Genomic DNA, 20,199 nt, shown 5'->3' on the forward strand with positions numbered 1-20,199 from the left:
AATAAGAGAGGAAAAGGATTATGAAAAAGATTCAAGCATGGATAGAAAAGTATTTAGTACCAATTTCAAATAAGATAACATCAAATTACTGGTTCAGTATTGTGGCAGATGCTATCTTGTATATCGTACCATTCTCAATGGTAAGTGCCATTCCAAGTTTATGGTCAATTCTATTAAAGTTTTTCCCAGAATTACCAGATTTATCACCACTTAGCCAGTATTCCTTTGGCTTAATCGGATTGTTTGTCGTATTTATTATTCCTTATAACTGTCTGGTAAAGGAAGAAAAGAAAGACCGTTCCCTGATTGCTGGTTTTACAGGTATCGGTACGTTCATGTTATGTATGAATATCACAAAAACGGATGGCGGTTCCCTTGTTGATTTAGGTAAATTTGGCGCTGGTGGTATGTTTACCGCAATGTTTGTAGGATTAATTGTGGCAGTGATCTATCGTTGTCTAGCAAGATTTTCTTTCTTTGGTGAAGATAGTGTATTGCCAGATTTCGTAAAAAACTGGTTTGATAATATTATCGCAATTTTACTAAGCTTATTTGCAGGATATATTGTGACATTTGTGCTTAAGGTTGATGTATTTACAATGGTTCAGTTCTTAATGAAACCAGTAACCGGATTTGCACAGAGTTTGCCTGGATTTATTACAATCGTATGTTTACAGAATATCTTCTATTTCTTTGGTATCAGTGGATGGGTATTTACTCCTGTTACACGTACAATTACACAAGCAGCGATTGCAGAAAATGCAGCAATGATGGCTGCTGGTAAAGCCGCAACAAATGTATATTCCTTTGGCGCAAGTCGTTATTATCACATTGGTGGACAAGGCGCAACATTACCTGTCGCTATCATGATGTTATTCGCAAAAAGCAAACGTTATCGTCTGTTAGGGAAAGCGACAATTATTCCAAGCTGTTTCAATATCAATGAACCATTGCAGTATGGCGCAATTGTTAATAACCCGTTCATGTTTATACCAACCGTTGTTTTAAGTATATTATTGCCTGCAATTACATGGTTGTGTTTAACATACGGCTTTGGCACAATTCATTATGTAAACTTCGACATGAACTTCTTACCAAATCCAATTTGTGCATTTATCATGTCTGGTGGAGATTGGAGAAATGCAGTTATCGTTTTGATCAACTTAGCAGTCGCAGCTGTTGTATGGTATCCATTCTTTAAAGCCGCTGATAAAGATATGGCTGAGAAAGAAATCATTAAAGAAAAAGAAAAGGCAGCTAAAAAAGCCGCAAAGCTTGCCGCTAAACAAGCAAAAGTAACTGAAGAATAGGATGTGTTGCACATGGAAAATAAAACAGATATTAATGTTGTTGCCATGGAAGTAATTTTAAATGCTGGTAATGGTAGAGAAAATATTGATCAGTCCTTAGAAGAAATGGCATTATTCCATTTTGATAAAGCAGAGGAACTGTTAAAAAAAGCAGAAGATGATATTGTAAAAGCACATATTGCACAAACAAAAGTAATACAGGGACAGGTAAGTGGAGAAGAAACAGAATATTCATTACTGTTTATCCATGCACAGGATACCATTATGACAATCAATACAGAGCTGAGAATGGCTCAGAAAATGATGCCAGTCTTTAATGCTTTATATGAGATGAATAAATAGAAAAAGGAGCTAATTTATTATGAATTCAGAATTTCCAAAAGGGTTTTTATGGGGTGGCGCAACTGCCGCAAATCAAATAGAAGGTGCCTGGAATGAAGGAGGCAGAGGACCTGCGACTTCTGACTTTGCACGATTGATCACAAAAGAAATACGTGCAACAGAAGGACCATATGATGAACATGTACCACATAATGCCGCATCAAAAGAAATGGTAGAAGATATGAAACTACATCCGGAAAACTGGGAGCTTCCGAAAAGACGTGGCATTGACTTCTATCATCATTATAAAGAAGATATTGCACTATTCGCAGAAATGGGATTTAAAGTTTTTAGAATGAGTATTTCCTGGTCAAGAATTTTTCCAAACGGTGATGATGACACACCAAATGAAGAAGGTCTACAATTTTATGATCATGTATTCGATGAATGTATAAAATATGGAATCGAACCAATGGTAACATTATCTCATTTTGATACACCTTTACACTTAGCAGAAGAATATGGCGGTTTCTTAAGTCGTCATACGGTAGATGCCTTTGTAAAATATGTAGAAACAGTCATTAAACGATATAAGGGAAAAGTAAAATACTGGTTAACATTTAATGAAATCAATAATGTATTATCTAATCCATTTACAAGTAGTGGAATAATCTTAGATGGTGCACCAACACCAGAATCAGGTAATAACTATCTAGGCAATTGGCAATTGAAATTCCAGGCTGTACACAATCAAATGGTCGCAAGTGCATTAGCAGTTAAGAAATGTCATGAAATCGATCCAAACGCAAAAATGGGAAATATGCTGTGTCGTTTAGAAAACTATGCAGAAAGCGCAAAACCAGAAGATCAGCTACAGGTATTATTTGAAGATCATTTCAACTGGTTCTTTACAGATGTACAGGCAAAAGGGGAATACCCATATTATATGCAACGCTTCTTTGATGAAAATGATATTCATATCAAAATGGAACCAGATGATGAAAAGATTTTAAAAGAAGGCTGTGTAGATTTCATCACAATCAGTTATTACATGACATATGTTATGCGTTACAAAGGTGAAACAGTACCTAAGCCAACAGGACGATTAGTATCAGATATTAAAAATCCTAACTTAAAAATGTCAGCATGGGGATGGCCAATTGATCCAATCGGATTTAGAATTACATTAAATCATATTTATGATCGTTATCATTTGCCAATCTTTATCTCAGAAAATGGTCTTGGTGCTGTAGATCATGTAGATGAAAATGGTTATGTAGAGGATGATTATCGTATTGAATATATGAAAGCTCATATCGAACAAATGCATGAAGCTATCAAAGATGGTGTGGATGTATTTGGATATGCATGGTGGGGACCTATTGACTTAGTATCTTCTGGAACATCAGAAATGACAAAACGTTATGGTATGATTTATGTAGATTATGATGATTATGGAAAGGGAACTGGAAAACGTAGTAAGAAAAAATCTTTCTATTACTACAAGAAAGTGATTGCATCTAATGGTGCGGATTTAGAGAATAATTAAGTCAGACAAAATGTCTGGCTTTTTTTCTTTTATAATTATATATGTAATCGCTATATCCCAAAAATTCGTTTAATATCAAAGATTATATGATATCAAAACTTTTTAGAAAGTTATAAATACCATCCCGATCACTTCTGCCACATAAGATATCCGCTGATTGTTTACATTGTTCGCTGCCATTGCCCATACATACACCAAGCATGGCATCTTCCATCATTTCAATATCACTTCCACTATCGCCAAATGCCATATATGCATTATCTGCTAAGTTCCAATATTTCATTAATGTATGAATTCCACTAGGTTTTGTGACAGCTTTAGGGAATAGATCAGTATTGGTTCCTCCAGTATATTGAATGCGAACATTTGGCATATGTTGAAAATAAGGTTCATATGAAAAACCAATCGGCATAAGCAATGTTATCAATAAAGCCTTTTCTCCATGATAGGGATGTATCTTATCAACGGTTAAGTGAAAACGTGTTTTAAAGGGTTCTAAAAGAGAACTATCCATTGTAAAAAAGTTGTCATCGCCTACAACATAAGCAGGAATCTGATGTTTTTGGGCAATACGAAATATTTCATTTAATTCATTTTGTGAGAAGTTATTTTCCTCAATCAGTTGATAATGTTCATCATAAACCTCTTGACCACCAGCGGATACGATTCCATCCCAGTTTATATCTTTTAAAACAGGCAGCTCTATAGCACTGGAAAAAGGTCTGGCACTTGCTAGTGCTACTTTGTATCCTTGTTGTTGAAGTGCTTTGACAGCCTGAATATTTGAATCAGGGATGCGATGGGTAATTTGATCATAATATGTTCCATCAATATCAAAGAATACAGCTTTTATGTGTTCTTTTAATTGTATTATTTTCTGTTCATTCATATACATTTCTCCCATTTTTCTATATTAATATATTAAGTATAACGTGAATAATATGATTTGAGAAGGTATAATAAGATAAGTTTTTATGATGTCATCATCACATGTGAAGAACATAGTGTGATTGGCGGTTTATTCAGCGCAGTAAGTGAAGTAATCGTACAAAATGATTATTCATGTACAGTGATACCAGTTGTAGTGATGGATACCTTTGGAGAAAGTGGTAAACCACAAGAATTATTAGAGAAATATGAAATCAATGCAGCAAGTATATTGAAAAAATTAAATGAACTACTGTAAAATGACATCCATCTGGTGATATGCTAGATGGATGTTTTATGTATGAATAAAAATATATATTTTATGAAAAATCGTTATATAATAGACAAGAAAAAGGGGATAGATTATATGAAAAAATATTTAGTAGGAATTGCATTACTACGATTTGAAAGTGAGCTTATTGAAAAAAGTGGTGTTTCAAAAGAACGTTTTCATAAACTTTCTGGTCCACAAGCAAAAGATGTTTATTATAAAATTTGTGAACGTTATGCGGATAAATCTAAAACATATAAAAATGGCTTACATTGGGCGAATATAAATGGCTACAGTAAGAAAAGTATGAAAGATTTTAGGGGATCTTATCCTGTAAATTATACAAACTGGTATCATCAGTTAACAAATATTATACCGGAAAAGAATATGGTATATTTTTTGATTGATCGTGGAGGTTTTTATGATGCAGGTGAAAAGTTTTGGATATTTGAAAGTTATGTGAAAGATTTAATTCAAACACTAGATTTATTAAATCAAACCGCATTTTTAGATATTGGCTGGTCAGATTATTATATTGTTTCAAAAAAATATGAATGGCTGATAGGATTCAATCATCATGATGTTGTATCTTTTATTGGAAAAAGTTTAAATTTAAGTGGTATTGAGTAATATTCATATGGATATGTAAAGGAACCTTGACATAATGAGAAAGGCATGTTAAATTATAGGTGTAAAGGAACCTTTACATTAGAGAGGAGGCCTAAGATTGGAAAATAAGGTTGAAGAGTTAAGAAAGAACTTAGGATTAAGTCAGGAAGAATTTGCGAAAGCAATCAAAGTATCCCGACAGACAGTCAGTTCTATTGAAAATGGCAAATATAATCCCTCTTTGGAATTGGCCTTTATCATCTCTGATTTTTTTGGCATTTGTATAGAAGAAATATTTCTTCATGAAAGGAGTAAATCAAATGAAAAAAAGTAATCTTATCACTGGTATCATATACATCTTCATTGGTGCGGTTTGTTTATACTCTGCTCTTACTACAGAAACGAAGCTTGATGGTTTATTGTTTGGATTTGCCGGAGCCGGCATTGTGCCAGGAATTGCATTTGTGATGAAATATTTCTACTGGAATCATCCTGATCATAAACGAGAATTCACAGAAAAACTTGAAAATCAACATATCGAGCAACATGATGAATTAAAAAATAAACTTGCTAATCAATCAGCACGATATATATTCATCATAAATATAATGATCATTAGTGCTTCTACAGTAATATTCTCAATATTAGGATCATTAGAAGTATTGGAAAACACAAAAGTTATGGTATTTTATCTGGCAGCATTTCTTATCTTTCAAATTGTTTCCTTCAATATCATTTACCAACATCTATTGAAAAAACATTAAAAAAGTCCGACCAAAATGGAATACAACTCCAATATGGTCGGATATTTTATATTTCTAAAGTAAAACCGCAATAAAATCCATGAACATTCGGGCAAGCTTTCTCTAAATCTTCAAAACATTTTTCCCCTGTACAATGTCCTGTATAAAACGCAATGGGTTCCTTCTTTAAACATTCCATCAATTGATGCATGGTTTCATCATTTTCTAATACGCCACGGGAATTACTGGATAAATGAAAACCACTAAAAACATAAGCAATATCAGGCGCAATCTTTTTCGCACAGGATAAAATATTTAAGATACCCTGATGTGCACATCCTCCAAATAAGACGGTTTCTTTATCTTTGATAATCACACTTTGTTCATGATTAAATGAATCTTTTTCTAAACCATTTTGATGTTCTACCATCAAAGAAGAATTCAACACTGGTTCCGGGTATAAATGACAAGTATTTTGTATTATCATCATACCATCATCTATGGTAAAATTGGAAGATAACCAGGTAATACGTGAAGAGTGTAGGATAGTTTTCGGTAATCCCATGTAATGATATCCATCATTTCTTCCTGAATAAAATGCTTGTTTAGCCTGCTCCTGAATATAGATATCCGCAGTTTTATTGATTTCCATAAAATATGGCAATCCACCACCATGATCATAATGCCCATGTGTGATAATACAAATATCCACAAGCTTTAAATCAATTCCTAATAATTCAGCATTCTTGATAAATGTATCATCCTGCCCACAATCTATCAAAATTCGATGCTTTTGTGTTTCTACATATATTGACAAACCATGCTGAGCGCTTAAATCAGAATGTGTATGATTATCCACTAAAACAATAATTCTCATACGAAATCCTCCCTTATTTTATTCTTATTCAGTATACTTCTTTTTTAGATGATATACACCCCTGTTTAATCTTTTTATTTTAATTTTCCATATAAAATATTGCGTGAGCCAAACGATAACGAAGATAAAGATAAATATGCTAAGATATGTGATAAATCCCATGAATGTATGTTCCATCCAGTTTAAAACATAAGCAATTGGCAGCATTAACATAGCGGATATCATAAAATATAATCCTGTTTGTTTTGCGATACTCCACTCCTCATGCTCCCATATCATCGAAGCCATCGCAAAGCCACTACCCATAACACCACACAGGAAAGTCTGTAAAATCACAGCATAAATTTCACTTCCTACATAATCAATTAAATCTGGAATCACAGGAGAATAATATCCATGTGCCCATATCAAAGAAATGATAATTGTAATAACATAACCAATAGCGATACCTAATGGAAAGCCTAATAAACCTCTTAGAATCATTTGTTTTTTCATTTTCTTCACCTCATATTCCTAATATACGTTTCATTTTTGTGACATAACGGCGTGAAACATAAGTGACTTTACCATTTGATAAAGAAACACAAATGGTGCCGACAAAACTTAAATCAAATTCCTTAATCTTACTAAGATTGACAATTTCTGAATTAGAAATCCGTATAAATCGATGTGAATCCAGACGTTTCTCCACTTCATATAAACGTAAACGCAGTTGATATATGCCATCATCTGTTTCTGCCAGTATCTTACCATTTTCTGAATAAATGTGTATGATATGCTCTTCCTCTAAAATTCGCATGATATTATCTTGAAAACCTAAAATCACCTGTGGTGTTTCATCTGATATCTTTTTGATGAGTTCATTTATTTCATCATTCATTTTATCAGTTAAGATGATAACTTTTGGTTCTGTATAATGATCATCAATTTTTACCTCTACCTGCATACGATCACCCCTTTGACAGTTACAGTATAGCAATCAATCCTTCTTTCATCTAGTATAAAACGATAGGTGGCCTATATTTTCATATAAGTGGTCATTTTTCATATATAAAGAAAAGAATTTTTACATGGTTTCTACATTTTTGAAGAATGTTTTGGTACTTGAAAATATATTATAGAAAAAAGAACAAAATAGTTATGCTTTTTCATAGTTTTGCGTTATAATGTAAAAGCTATTGAGGTGATGAACATGAAAATTATCGTAGGATTAGGAAATCCTGGTAAGGAATATGAAAATACAAGACACAATTCTGGATTCAAAGTCATGGATGAAATTGCGAAAGAATGTGGAGTTTCTATCGAACAGAAAAAGTTTAAGGCACTCATTGCGACTACCCGTATCGGTGGGGAACAGGTCATGTTAATGAAACCACAAACGTATATGAATAACAGTGGAGAGGCATTGATTGAAGCTGTGAAATTCTATCATGTGGATGTGGAGGATATTCTTGTCATTTATGATGATATGGATATGCCAGTTGGTAAAATCCGTCTACGTGAAAAAGGCAGTGCCGGAGGACAAAATGGTGTAAAAAGTATCATTGCACATTTACATACCCAAGACTTTAAACGTATTCGCGTTGGTATCGGCAAAGATGCACGGGTCCCTGTTGTTGACTGGGTACTTGGAAAAATTAGAAAAGAAGATCAGGCAGAGTATGAAAAAGCTGTCGCAAATGCGAAAGATGCCGCTATCTTTTCCATCACGCATTCCTTTGTGGATACCATGAGTAATTTCAATAAGAAATAGGTGAGAACATGGATATCTTATTAAGAGAACTAAAGGATAATGAAGCCTTACAAAGCATTCTGCATAAGCAAAGCAATCTGGGCAATTTATCCTTAAGTGAGGAAGCATTACTATTGGCTGCGGCTTTCAAACAACAGCCAAAAAATCTGTTTGTGATCAAGAATAATACTTATACAGCACAAAAGCTTTACGAGCGTTTAACCACCCTGCTAGAAGACGATGTGCTGCTTTTCGTCATGGAAGATTCTTTACGTGTAGAAGCAATTGCAGCTTCACCTGAAAGTAAAGCAAATCAGATGGAGTCTATGGCAGCAATGATGGATGGAAAACCACGTATTGTGGTATTGAATACGGCAGCCGCTATTCGCTATATGCCATCTCCAGAAGTATTTCAACAGCATTTCATCTCATTGAAAACAGATCAAGAAATTGAATACGATGATTTAAAAGCGTTACTGTTTGAGGCAGGATATACCTATGTCAATCGTGTAGATCAGCCATTATGCTATGCCGCCCGTGGTGGTATCATTGATGTTTATTCCATGAATTATGAACATCCTTTGCGTATAGAATTCTTTGATAATATCATTGATAGTATTCGTTTCTTTGATATTTCTACACAAAGAACCATTGAGGTCATCAAGGAAGCACACATTGTACCAGCAAGTGATCTGTTATTCACAGATAAAGAAATTGCCTGTATCACAGAACGTGTAAATGAAGAACTATCAAAACAAGAAACGCAGCTACATGAAAGCTATCGTGAAACATTAAAAAATCGTATAGATGAAGATTTAGATGCCATCAGTAATCGTATGCCGGAAGCAAGACTATATCGTTACTATGCATATCTGGATGAACATGCGACAATCTTTGATTATATGCAGAAAGCATGGATTATTGTATCCAGTAAAGAAGAAGTCAAAGAAGCAAATAAGCATATCCTGGAAGAAAATATTGCCTATCTTCAGGAACTGTTTCAAGAAGGACAGGCATTATATAAATTTCAGGTATTTGAAGAATTAAATAAAGTACTTGCCAAACATCAAACCATTGAATTTAACATGTTTGTGGATTATAAAAAACCTGTATCTTCACAAATCATGACGATGGCTCTGGGAGATATCAACTTAGAGCGAACAATGAAAGAAATCATCACTGAATCCAGAAAACGCCGTGTATTGTTATGTCTGGATGATAAAGAAATTCCACAAGTAGAAAAGATTCTAAATGAAGAAAATATCGCTTATCGTAAGGTTAAGGAACAGGATACACTGGAAGAAGGTATTTCCATTCTTTGTAAGAAGATGGTAGAAGGTTTTACCTGTCTAAAAGAAAATATCAGCGTATATACTAGTAAAGAACTGTTTCACACAATAAAAAAAGCTAGCCGTTTTAGTAATAAATTTAAAGAAGCGGAAGTTTTACACGATTATCAAGAGTTGAATGTTGGCGACTATGTTGTACATAATCAGCATGGTATTGGTCGCTATATGGGGATTATCAATAAAGTGATGGATGGTGTCCACAAGGACTTTTTACATATCGTATATAAAGGTGATGCGGAGCTATTGGTACCACTTGAACAATTCCGTTTGATTAGAAAGTTTGTATCCAAAGAAGGTGCTTCGCCAAAGCTGAATAAGCTTGGCAGCAATGATTGGGAAAAGACCAAGAAAAAGGTTAGTGAAAAGATTGCGGAACTGGCAGATCGTTTGATTCATCTGTATGCTAACCGTGATGAAAATATCGGATTCGCTTTCAGTAAAGATACCCCCATGCAGGAACAATTTGAAAAAGATTTCCCTTATGAATTGACAGTAGATCAGGATATTGCTGTTCGAGAAATAAAAAAGGATATGGAAAGCCATAAACCAATGGATCGTTTATTATGTGGGGATGTTGGATTTGGTAAAACAGAAGTCGCAGCACGTGCAGCATTCAAAGCAGTTGTGGATAATAAACAGGTCGCATTCTTATGTCCAACAACAATTTTATCTTTACAGCACTATAAAACCTTTATCAAACGATTTGAAAATTTCCCTGTCACGATCGCAGTTATCAATCGATTTATCACACCTGCAGATCAAAGAAAAATTTTAGAAGGATTAAAAGAGGGAACGATTGATATATTGATTGGTACCCATCGTCTGTTAAGTAAAGATGTTGTTTATAAAGACTTAGGACTTTTGGTTATCGATGAGGAACAGCGATTTGGTGTAGAACATAAAGAAAAAATCAAAGAATTAAAAAACAGTGTCGATGTATTAAGCCTGAGTGCAACGCCAATTCCAAGAACTCTGCAAATGTCTTTGATTGGTATTCGTTCCTTATCACAACTAGAAACACCACCATTAAATCGTATGCCGGTACAGACTTATGTCATTGAAAAGAACTTCTCTATGATCAAAGAAATCATACAACGAGAACTGGCAAGAAATGGGCAGGTATTCTATTTATACAACAATGTAAAAGAAATATATAACGTAGCCGCAAAACTAAGAGAAGCGCTGCCGGATATTGAGGTCGGAGTTGCCCATGGAAAGATGGAGCGAGATGATATCGAAGATGTCATGATGCAGTTTACGGATAATAAATATCAGGTTTTGGTATGTACAACTATTATTGAAACTGGTATTGATATTCCAAATGCAAATACGATTTTAATAGAAGATGCCGATCATTTTGGTTTGAGTCAGTTATATCAGATCAAAGGCCGAGTAGGCCGAAGTGATCGTCTGGCCTATGCATATCTGATGTATTCACCTGATAAACAATTAAGTGAAATTGCGATGAAACGATTAAAATCTATCAAAGAATTTACACAATTGGGCAGTGGATATAAAATTGCCATGCGAGATTTGACCATTCGTGGTGCTGGTGATATGCTGGGACCTCAGCAGGCAGGATTTATTGATACTGTAGGTATTGATATGTACATTGAAATGTTAAATAGTGCCATCATGGAAAAGAAGGGTATTAAAAAAGAAGTAAAACCTGTGATGAAAAAAGCAAATGTGAAAGTAGATGCGTATATCCCACACGAATTTGCGAATGAAGATTATGAAAAAATCACATTGTATCAGCGTATGGATGCGATCACAACTAAAAAAGAGCTGTTGGATATGCAGGAAGAAATCAAAGATAATTATGGAAAACTGCCTAAAGCAGTGCAATTATTATTTGAAAAGAAACGTCTGGATATCTTATTGAATGAACCTCATGTAGAAAATATTACTGAGGAACAGAAGTTTGTTAATGTGACATTTACGAGTGCATGGTCTACCAGAATTGATGGTGTAAAATTGTTTGAAATGATGACATCTATTTCAAAAGATACACGCATTCGTTATGTGAACAGCAAAATTTCTATGAAGCTGCCTAAGACGAAAGATTGGTTATATAAGATGGTAGAAATCTTAGAGCGTACAGATGAATTAGTTATAAAAAATGCATAAAACTGATGAGAATATCATCAGTTTTTCTCTATATGTAAGATAAATTGGAGAGTAACTTGTCAATAGAAGTTGCAACGAACAGCAGAAATCTGCAACAAGTGGAATACCCATTCATAGAAGAATGATAATATGTCAAGAAAATTGTTGTGAATGGTAGAATTTTGTTATGAACTGCGGTGTTTCAATTAAGTCAACAGATATGTGATGAACTGCATAATTTTGTGACGAACTGCAATATTTTTTGAACAAAGTTTTACATATATAATTTTCTGATACTAATTATGGTATAATTAATAAAATAGTTAAGGAGGTAAGGGATATGGAAATAAATAATGATGTAAAGATAAGTGATGTAAGTAATTTTATGACATTTGAACCAATGCACTTAAATGTGATGCCAAAAAAGCAAAATAAGAAAATAGCAGTGTTAAATATGATTGCAACACAATTTGATGAAAACAAAAAATATTCTGAAGCAGAAGTAAATGAAATTTTAAAACCTGTTTATGATGATTTTGTTTTACTTAGAAGATATCTAATAGATTATAAATTTCTAATGCGTGAGAAAGATGGTAGTTCTTATTGTGTAAACAAAAAACCATTGAAATGAAAAACGTCAATAGAAGTCATAACGAACGCTCAAAATTTGTATCAAAAAAGTGATTTATAGCGCAAAATACTATAAATCACTTTTTCATTATTCCTCGTCTTCTAATAATTCCATTGCTTCATGTGAAGTGATTTCCATAATCTGATGATAAAACTCTTTTTGTTTCATATCTCCACGATCCAATACCTGCGCAATCTTGCCATCCATAATAAATAATAAACGTTTTGCATAACTTGCAATCATAGAATCATGCGTAACCATTAAGATGGTAACACCTTCTTCTTTATTTAACTTTTTCAATAACTGCAATATCTCATGAGAGTTTTTGGAATCCAGATTTCCTGTAGGTTCATCCGCAACAATTAGTTTTGGATTAGTAATCAATGCTCTGGCAATGGCTACACGTTGACATTGTCCACCAGAACATTCCGTTGGATATTTATCTAATAATTCTTTAATACCTACCTTATCTGCGATATCAAAAATACGGGTTTCAATTTCTTTATCACTAGTTTTCGCAATGGTTAATGGTATGGCGATATTTTCAAAAACTGTTAGATTTTCTAATAAATTGAATTTCTGGAAGATAAAACCTAAATATTGATGGCGGAAATTTCCAATCTCAATATCTCCCATTTTTTTGATATTTTTACCTTCGATCAGAACCTTTCCTTTTGTGGGAGGATCTATTGTGGAAATTGCATTCAACAAGGTTGTTTTACCAGACCCACTAGGTCCCATAATACAGACAAAATCTCCACGATGAACCGTTAAATCTACATGATCAAGTGCAACGGTTGTCGGAACTTTATTAATGACCTCCGCAATCTTTGCCTGAAAAACGTCCGCAATTGGGTTGTTGGTAACATTCTTTCCAACATAATGACTGCCATATATTTTTGAAATATCTGTTGCTTCAATTATTTTTTCCATGATTATTCTTCTCCTTTATCTTTTTGAAAAATGATTTTCAGATATATATGCTCTGTAAATAAACCAATCAAGGATAGAACCACTATATAACTTAATAAAACATATAAACATAAAATGAAACTTATCTTCTGTATAAATAAAAACCTCAAACCTATAATGATGGCGTATGGGAATGGCGCAGCCAATATGATTAAGAATATCAAACGAATTTCTTTTTTTACAATGTTTTCTAAATCTTTTTTCAAGAAGCCAAGCAACTGCAGGTGATAATATTCATCTACCTGTTTTTTAGCTTCAATGATTAATTTATAGTAGATACTGATTCCAATCATGATAAGTAGCAGCATATAGCCAATACATAAAACAATTCGCATATAATTTGACATATCATAAGCAAACAAGAAACAACTCATCAGGATTAATAAAGCAAATAAAATAATGATATAAAAGCACATCGTTTTTACTAATGAGTATAGCGCACCGACGATTAATATTTTTTCAGAGTTTAGATTTGTATGTTGATTTTTCATAAGCTCTAAACGTTTTGGAATTGCATATCGCAATATTCCTTGAAGACCAAAAATACCAATAACACAGCCTACCATCGGAAAAATATCCTTTGCGGGCAGGATAAGCAGCATAATTGCGCCTAAAATAAAGAATACATAATATAAAGGATCTTTTGCTTTAAACATTCGGGTATCCCCAATATCTAAACGATGACTGTTATCTAAAAGATATTTTAATTCTGTACGATAGGCATAGCCAACATTTGACATGACCATAAATATGAATTCAAAAATCAGAATCGCTATCCAGGTAAGTGTACCATATATGGTAATGTTGAATAATGGCAAAGATGTTGATGTAAGTATCATAATCAAAAGATTGACGATGGGATTAAAGATTATGCCAAGGATACCACCTAAAATGGTAGAAATTATTAAAAGGATAAAATTTTGGACTAATAAATATTTTGATAGTGTCACAATATTCATTCCACTGCTTAAATAAACACACAGCTCTTTTGATTTTGCTTTTTGGAAAAACGTATTTGCGTTAAAACTGTTCCATGCACAAATCCCAGCAATTGCTAATGTGAATATTAACATAATTAAATCTGTTGTATCGCTGATTTCCAATATATTAATTTCATTTTGCTTTGTCGCAATTTGTAGATTAACGAACAAATACAGTAATCCAATGGATATTGTTAATGTCATGATAAAGGATATTGTTTCTTTTTTACTGCGTCGTAACATTAATACTGCACGTTGTACTGTTTTCATGATGATCTCCACCTCTTTCTCTATTATTATAAATGTAATAGAAGAAAATGGCGAAGTTATTTACATGATTGGTTAAATATTTGACATATTTGGTAAATAAGCAAAGCTGTAACTCTTCGCAACAAACCATTGCGCTTTATCTACTGGACATTTCCATTAGTATCCTATATGCTGTTTGTGAACAGGAGGTATTCTTATGGCAATGATAGGCAAACAAATTCAATATTATCGTAAAAGAGAAAAACTTTCGCAACAAGATTTGGCAGATCGACTCTGTATGAGTCGACAAGCAATCAGTAATTGGGAACGTAATATATCTGAACCAGATATTGATAGTATCACGAAACTTTCTAATATATTTCATATACATGTTGATACATTACTTCAAATTGATGATACATTTCAACAAGTAGAACGTCAGAAAAAGCTCACAAGGGGATTTTGCTTGTCGCTGCTTCTTTCTTTAATTTATATGGTCGCAATATATTTTAAGGGAGCACATATTACGAATATGATTTATGTGGTAGTTTTGAACTTGGTATGTGGCACAATTATTATTGCTTATGGATATTGTATCAACAATCAAGAATTTTCTCTTATCGCAGGATATGATGATCAGATTCAATATGATGAAAAAGAACTTACTCATTTTTTACTGGATTTTGAAATGCACCTGTTACAGGTTTTTGTTTCTGTATTGGTTTTAAGCTTCATTATGGATATATTCTTAGATATTGTATGGATGCCTGCATTAAGTTGTGGAATCCTTGCTTTAGATATATTTGTTTCCATTATCGTGTTAAATATCAAATATCGAGAAAAGATGTTTCTTAATGAAAAAGACCAACAAAACGCAAAACGTATGTCAGTATCTACAATTGTGGTATTTTTAGACATCGTTATCTTTATCATTCTTGCGATTATCTTAGCTTCTTTTCGTCATATTGAAAATAATTCAACAAAAGGAATGCTATTTGGTTTGTGGATCATGTTTGGCATATTATTGAATATAGGATATCTATTCTATGCAGATTGGGTAGTAAAAAAAGACAAAGATATTTCTCTAAAAAACAATGGTGTTTTTGTTTTCCTAAATTTGATTATTTGGATTTGTATGTGGTTGTTTATTTAAAAACATTGATTCCATTTTAGAATTGGGATGATGATGAGATATATTTTGTGAAATCATGTAAAATCAGAGTTTTGCATCGTTTTGAAACAAGATATAGGGTATAATGAAAAGGAAGAAAACCTTAGAAAGGATGTGAACCTATGTATTATCTGGATATTAAAACACCAATGATTAATTTTCAAGAATATCGAAATAGTTTATATGTAGATAAAACGTTGATGATTGATAAAATTCAAAATAGAATCAGAACATTAAATAAGTATATTTGTATTACTCGACCAAGAAGATTTGGTAAAACAATGAATGCGAATATGTTGGCAGCTTATTTCACAAAAGGCTACGATAGTAGAGAATTATTCAAAGGATTAAAAATATCAAAGGTACCTGAATTTGAAGAACATGTTAATCAGCATCATGTGATTTATATTGATTTAAGCAGACTGCCTGATCCATGTACTTCTTTCCAAGAATATTTGGATTGGATTAAGCATTGTTTACTAGATGATTTAAAAAAAGCTTATCATATTGAAAAAGTTCCTGGTGAACCTATGCAAAATCTATTTGAAAGAACCAACGATAAATTTATTTTTATACTTGATGAATGGGATTCTATCTTCTATAAAACGTTTATGAACGATGAGGACAAAAAAGCATATTTAGAGTTTTTGAAAGGCCTATTAAAAGATCAACCATATGTGGAGCTAGCCTATATGACAGGTGTACTACCTATTTTACAGTATTCTAATGGTTCTGAATTAAATATGTTTCGTGAATATAATTTCATGAATGATATGATTTATGAGAGTTATTTTGGCTTTACTGAAAATGAAGTAAGAGAGCTTTGTGAACATAGTAAAGATGTATCATATGAGGAATTAAAATATTGGTATGATGGATATCATCTAAGTGATGGCAGTAGTTTATTTAATCCAAGGTCAGTAAATAATGCTTTAAGTGATGGTGTATGTCAAAACTATTGGACAGAAACAGGACCAATGCATGAAATTTCAAATTGTATCAAATATAATGTAGAAGCAGTAAGAGAAGATGTTGTGAAGATGGTTTCTGAAATTCCAGTAAGAGCTGATTTAGAAGGATATAATGCTGCACAATTACAATTAGATACACGTGATGAAATCTTATCTTCCATGGTCATATATGGCTTTTTATCATATCATAATGGCTTTTTAACGATACCTAATCATGAATTAATGATCAAATTTCAAAATGTATTAAAAGAAGAATACATGGGTGGAGTATCAGAAATCGTAAGACAATCTAATGAGATATTAAAGGCTACAATGGATGGCGATGCTGATAAAGTAGCGGAAATGATTGAAATTGCTCATGATAAAGAGATACCATTCTTGCAGTATAATAACGAGAATAGTATGTCTTGTGTTATCACACTATGTTATTTGTCAGCAAGGAATGATTACGAAATCACAAGAGAAGATAAATCAGGGAAAGGATATGTAGATTTCTTGTTTACGCCTAAAATATCAGGTTATCCTGCAATTATATTAGAATTGAAATATGATAAAACAGCTGAAGAAGCGATAAAACAAATTAAAGATAAGAACTATATAGAAAAAATCAACTATGCAGAAGAGTGTTTATTTGTTGGCATTAATTATGCGAAAAAGGATAAGAAACATACCTGTTTGATTGAAAAAATTACACATAAAATATAATAAAAAAGAACTGCATATTACGCATTATTCGATACACTTATAGCTTTTATACTGGTGCTATATCACTTAAACCGATGTACCATATTTCTTATAAAAACCTCTTTCCATTCTATAGTAATTCTGTAGTAAGAAAAGAGGCTTTTTTTATACAAAAAGTAGCACAATCATCGGAGTAGTAATGATACTTGAGGACAGATATTCACGTAAAATTTCTAATTGATAATAGTATTTTTACAGATATTAATACAATTAAATGAATCAGTTTAGTCCCTACTTTAGTCCCTACTTTAGTCCCTACTTTTTAAATAATAACCGCCATTTTTACTTGTCCCTATATATTTTATTAAATCTTGTTTCTTTAATTTTAAAATAGCATTATCAATGCTCTTTTCTTTTAATCCACATAATTTACTTAATGCAGGAATTCTTAATCCTGGATTATTTAAAATCGTGTCATAAACAATTTGCTGATTTTTAGGTAATTTGATTGTTTCATTTTGAATTGGTTTATTATCTAGATCTTCATATTCTTTATATTCTTTATTGATATACATAATCACTTGTGTATAATCGTCTGTTTCATTATCTGGTAAAAACATTGGTGCATCATTGCCATTTTCTTTTAAAGCTGTTTTAGCTCGTCTAATACCTGAACCATAGGATTCAATTAAATGAAGCTTATAAAACATATCTTTGATTTGTGGATTTAAATAAGCACGAATATCAAAAATTGTTTTTTCATTTAAATCTTTAATGGAAACAGGAGGTAATGGGCGATTATGGTTTGCAAAGGAAATATGGTCTGAATACACATAAATACCACCATAATTAGGATTATCATAGTTCTTATGTAAAATCATATTCGTTGAAAACTCATTCCAAGCGATATCCGGCCAATTCTTGACGATGCGATGATAAATATTTCCACTTTCTCTAATTGTATAGGAATGTTCGATTCTGTCTTTAAAATAGTTTCTAACTTGTTGAGCTTGAATCCAAATAGGACCTTCAAACTTTTCTGCACTCATCCTAGAAGTACCATCTCTACTTTCTGTAATAATTTCAATATGAGCACCTGGAATATAATCTTCAGGTCGATCGGCAAACATTAACAAAGCAAAGTTCTTTATTTTGTCTTTATTTGATTCCTCTTCACCAATAAGTTTTAGCATTTTCGCCATTTCTTCTTTTGGCAATTTTCTTAAATCTTGTGCAGCATTTGTTTTCACAAGATATTCTTTCATATATTCATAATTTAAGTCATCAAGGGTTGCAGTTGCATGAAAATCATCACAAAATGAATAACCTGCAAATTTTCTTAATAACTCATATTCTTGTCTAGTATTAGGCAATACAGTATCTCTGTTTACACGAATATAGCGACCACCTTTAGAAAGTTTTGTTTTATGTGCTCCCTTATCAGTGACTTCTGTTAAACGATTGCTAGGCTCTACAACAACGATGAAATACCATTTACCATCAATTTGATCAGAGATGAAATGACATGTTGGTGTTGGCTGTATATACTTAAATAAAGACTTTATATGATTTTCAGCTACTTCTAATTCTCCCTCTAATAAACCTGTAATAGGTCTAATAGGAATAGCCTTTACACCACTAGCTTTATCATCTTGTTCTTCAATACCAATAAACAAGTAACCATAATCTCGATTCATAAAATTATTCGCATATGCACAAATTGTTTTTAAAATCTTATCCTCTTGTTTATAAGATTTTTTGTATTCCACAAAATCACATTCAGCACGATTATTCTCTATCAAACTATGAGCAAATGCTTGTAAATTATTTAGATTCATCTAATTCTCTCCTTTCTATTTTGTAATTAAGCTAATGATAGCATGAAAAGAGGAGAAATGCTTATAAAGATTATGTGGAATATTGTGATAGAAAAAACAGAAACAAGAAGGAAGAAAAGACAAGATTTTCATATTGCTGCATTCACATCTAAAGGGTGCACAGCGTGTATTCCAACTTACTTGTCGCCATTGAAGTTGGAGTCTTCTGCCTGTTTTTGGATAAAGGATATGCAAATATGTTGGCTGCTTATTTTGCAAAAGGTTATGATAGTAGAGAATTATTCAAAGGATTAAAAATATCAAAGATACCTGAATTTGAAGAACATATGAATCAACACCATGTAATTTATATTGATTTAAGTAGGCTGCCTGATCCATGGACTTCTTTTCAAGAATATTTTAATAACATTGTAAAGATGTATCATATGAGGAATTAAAATACTGGTATGATGGATATCATCTAAGTGATGGTAGTAGTTTATTTAATCCAAGGTCAGTAAATAATGCTTTAAGTGATGGTGTATGTCAATGCTACACAATTACAATTAGATACACGTGATGAAATCTTATCTTCCATGGTCATATATGGCTTTTTAACGATACCTAATCATGAATTAATGATCAAGTTTCAAAATGTATTAAAAGAAGAATACATGGGTGGAGTATCAGAAATCGTAAGACAATCTAATGAGATATTAAAGGCTACAATGGATGGCGATGCTGATAAAGTAGCGGAAATGATTGAAATTGCTCATGATAAAGAGATACCATTCTTGCAGTATAATAATGAAAACAGTATGTCTTGTGTTATCACACTATGTTATTTGTCAGCAAGGAATGATTACGAAATCACAAGAGAAGATAAATCAGGGAAAGGATATGTAGATTTCTTGTTTACGCCTAAAA

20 protein-coding genes and 1 pseudogene are annotated in these 20,199 nt (G+C 32.5%); 14 read left to right on the forward strand and 7 right to left on the reverse strand.

The features are described from left to right. Window positions 1–20 precede the first annotated feature (20 nt). From DW114_RS04665 to DW114_RS04675, 3 genes are read left to right on the forward strand one after another with little or no spacing between them, the layout of a single operon-like run. Window positions 21–1,310: a PTS sugar transporter subunit IIC gene (locus tag DW114_RS04665; protein WP_117452626.1), complete on the forward strand. Its 1,290-nt coding sequence runs from the start codon at window positions 21–23 to the stop codon at window positions 1,308–1,310. Window positions 1,311–1,322: 12 nt separating this feature from the next. Beyond that, complete coding sequence (locus DW114_RS04670) at window positions 1,323–1,652, forward strand: PTS lactose/cellobiose transporter subunit IIA (protein WP_117452627.1); 330 nt, start codon at window positions 1,323–1,325, stop codon at window positions 1,650–1,652. Window positions 1,653–1,671: 19 nt separating this feature from the next. After that, a complete protein-coding gene (locus DW114_RS04675; protein WP_117452628.1) occupies window positions 1,672–3,180 on the forward strand; it encodes a glycoside hydrolase family 1 protein in 1,509 nt (502 codons plus the stop codon). A gap of 82 nt (window positions 3,181–3,262) precedes the next feature. On the opposite strand, the gene DW114_RS04680 is transcribed toward DW114_RS04675, so the two are convergent. Next, a complete protein-coding gene (locus tag DW114_RS04680) occupies window positions 3,263–4,069 on the reverse strand; it encodes an HAD family hydrolase (RefSeq protein ID WP_158552188.1) in 807 nt (268 codons plus the stop codon). A 57-nt stretch (window positions 4,070–4,126) separates the two neighbouring features. Here DW114_RS04680 and DW114_RS04685 point away from each other — a divergent pair, with 57 nt between their 5' ends. The 4 genes from DW114_RS04685 (at window position 4,127) to DW114_RS04700 (ending at window position 5,751) form a co-directional block, all read left to right on the forward strand. Further along, window positions 4,127–4,366 carry a transketolase C-terminal domain-containing protein gene (locus DW114_RS04685; protein ID WP_117452630.1) on the forward strand — a complete coding sequence of 80 codons (240 nt, stop codon included), beginning with the start codon at window positions 4,127–4,129 and terminating at the stop codon, window positions 4,364–4,366. Between the two features lie 108 nt (window positions 4,367–4,474). Next, the gene (locus DW114_RS04690) at window positions 4,475–5,008 is read left to right on the forward strand and encodes a DUF6756 family protein (protein ID WP_147322616.1); all 534 of its coding nucleotides are present in this window, start codon (window positions 4,475–4,477) and stop codon (window positions 5,006–5,008) included. A gap of 97 nt (window positions 5,009–5,105) precedes the next feature. Next, complete coding sequence (locus DW114_RS04695) at window positions 5,106–5,321, forward strand: helix-turn-helix transcriptional regulator (RefSeq protein WP_117452632.1); 216 nt, start codon at window positions 5,106–5,108, stop codon at window positions 5,319–5,321. Beyond that, a complete protein-coding gene (locus DW114_RS04700) occupies window positions 5,308–5,751 on the forward strand; it encodes a hypothetical protein (RefSeq protein WP_117452633.1) in 444 nt (147 codons plus the stop codon). Before DW114_RS04695 ends, DW114_RS04700 begins: the two co-directional genes overlap by 14 nt. A 46-nt stretch (window positions 5,752–5,797) precedes the next feature. Here the strand turns inward: DW114_RS04700 and DW114_RS04705 are convergent, their stop codons facing one another. Genes DW114_RS04705 through DW114_RS04715 form a run of 3 tightly spaced genes read right to left on the reverse strand, consistent with a single transcriptional unit; the run spans window position 5,798 to window position 7,553 of the window. Next, entirely contained in the window at window positions 5,798–6,607 is an 810-nt protein-coding gene (locus DW114_RS04705) for an MBL fold metallo-hydrolase (protein ID WP_117452634.1), read from the reverse strand. 24 nt (window positions 6,608–6,631) lie between these two features. After that, window positions 6,632–7,102 carry a DUF3021 domain-containing protein gene (locus tag DW114_RS04710; protein WP_117452635.1) on the reverse strand — a complete coding sequence of 157 codons (471 nt, stop codon included), beginning with the start codon at window positions 7,100–7,102 and terminating at the stop codon, window positions 6,632–6,634. Window positions 7,103–7,112: 10 nt separating this feature from the next. Next, window positions 7,113–7,553, reverse strand: coding sequence for a LytTR family DNA-binding domain-containing protein (locus DW114_RS04715; RefSeq protein ID WP_117452636.1), 441 nt, complete (start codon window positions 7,551–7,553; stop codon window positions 7,113–7,115). 246 nt (window positions 7,554–7,799) lie between these two features. Between DW114_RS04715 and pth the strand changes: the two genes are divergently transcribed. The 3 genes from pth to DW114_RS04730 all read left to right on the forward strand — a co-directional run bounded on the left by pth (window position 7,800) and on the right by DW114_RS04730 (window position 12,428). Then, window positions 7,800–8,360 carry an aminoacyl-tRNA hydrolase gene (gene pth, locus DW114_RS04720; RefSeq protein WP_117452637.1) on the forward strand — a complete coding sequence of 187 codons (561 nt, stop codon included), beginning with the start codon at window positions 7,800–7,802 and terminating at the stop codon, window positions 8,358–8,360. 8 nt (window positions 8,361–8,368) lie between these two features. Further along, entirely contained in the window at window positions 8,369–11,818 is a 3,450-nt protein-coding gene (mfd, locus tag DW114_RS04725) for a transcription-repair coupling factor (protein WP_117452638.1), read from the forward strand. A 319-nt stretch (window positions 11,819–12,137) separates the two neighbouring features. Further along, window positions 12,138–12,428: a DUF2087 domain-containing protein gene (locus DW114_RS04730; RefSeq protein WP_117452639.1), complete on the forward strand. Its 291-nt coding sequence runs from the start codon at window positions 12,138–12,140 to the stop codon at window positions 12,426–12,428. Between the two features lie 87 nt (window positions 12,429–12,515). Here the strand turns inward: DW114_RS04730 and DW114_RS04735 are convergent, their stop codons facing one another. Beyond that, entirely contained in the window at window positions 12,516–13,361 is an 846-nt protein-coding gene (locus DW114_RS04735) for an ABC transporter ATP-binding protein (RefSeq protein WP_117452640.1), read from the reverse strand. A gap of 2 nt (window positions 13,362–13,363) precedes the next feature. Further along, window positions 13,364–14,650: an FtsX-like permease family protein gene (locus tag DW114_RS04740; protein WP_117452641.1), complete on the reverse strand. Its 1,287-nt coding sequence runs from the start codon at window positions 14,648–14,650 to the stop codon at window positions 13,364–13,366. A gap of 196 nt (window positions 14,651–14,846) precedes the next feature. On the opposite strand from DW114_RS04740, the gene DW114_RS04745 reads away from it, so the two are divergent. Further along, window positions 14,847–15,782, forward strand: coding sequence for a helix-turn-helix domain-containing protein (locus DW114_RS04745; protein ID WP_117452642.1), 936 nt, complete (start codon window positions 14,847–14,849; stop codon window positions 15,780–15,782). 140 nt (window positions 15,783–15,922) lie between these two features. Continuing rightward, window positions 15,923–17,476, forward strand: coding sequence for an AAA family ATPase (locus DW114_RS04750; protein WP_117452643.1), 1,554 nt, complete (start codon window positions 15,923–15,925; stop codon window positions 17,474–17,476). Window positions 17,477–17,763: 287 nt separating this feature from the next. Here DW114_RS04750 and DW114_RS04755 read toward each other — a convergent pair whose 3' ends face one another. Continuing rightward, the gene (locus DW114_RS04755; protein ID WP_117452644.1) at window positions 17,764–19,293 is read right to left on the reverse strand and encodes an RNA-binding domain-containing protein; all 1,530 of its coding nucleotides are present in this window, start codon (window positions 19,291–19,293) and stop codon (window positions 17,764–17,766) included. Between the two features lie 164 nt (window positions 19,294–19,457). Between DW114_RS04755 and DW114_RS04760 the strand changes: the two genes are divergently transcribed. Beyond that, complete coding sequence (locus DW114_RS04760) at window positions 19,458–19,730, forward strand: AAA family ATPase (protein WP_117452645.1); 273 nt, start codon at window positions 19,458–19,460, stop codon at window positions 19,728–19,730. Between the two features lie 78 nt (window positions 19,731–19,808). Next, window positions 19,809–20,199 (forward strand): annotated as a pseudogene (locus DW114_RS04765) (hypothetical protein); the annotation flags it as partial.

It is taken from the genome of Absiella sp. AM09-50, from assembly GCF_003433845.1.
In the GTDB taxonomy this organism is placed as follows: Bacteria; Bacillota_I; Bacilli_A; order Erysipelotrichales; family Erysipelotrichaceae; genus Hoskinsella; species Hoskinsella hominis.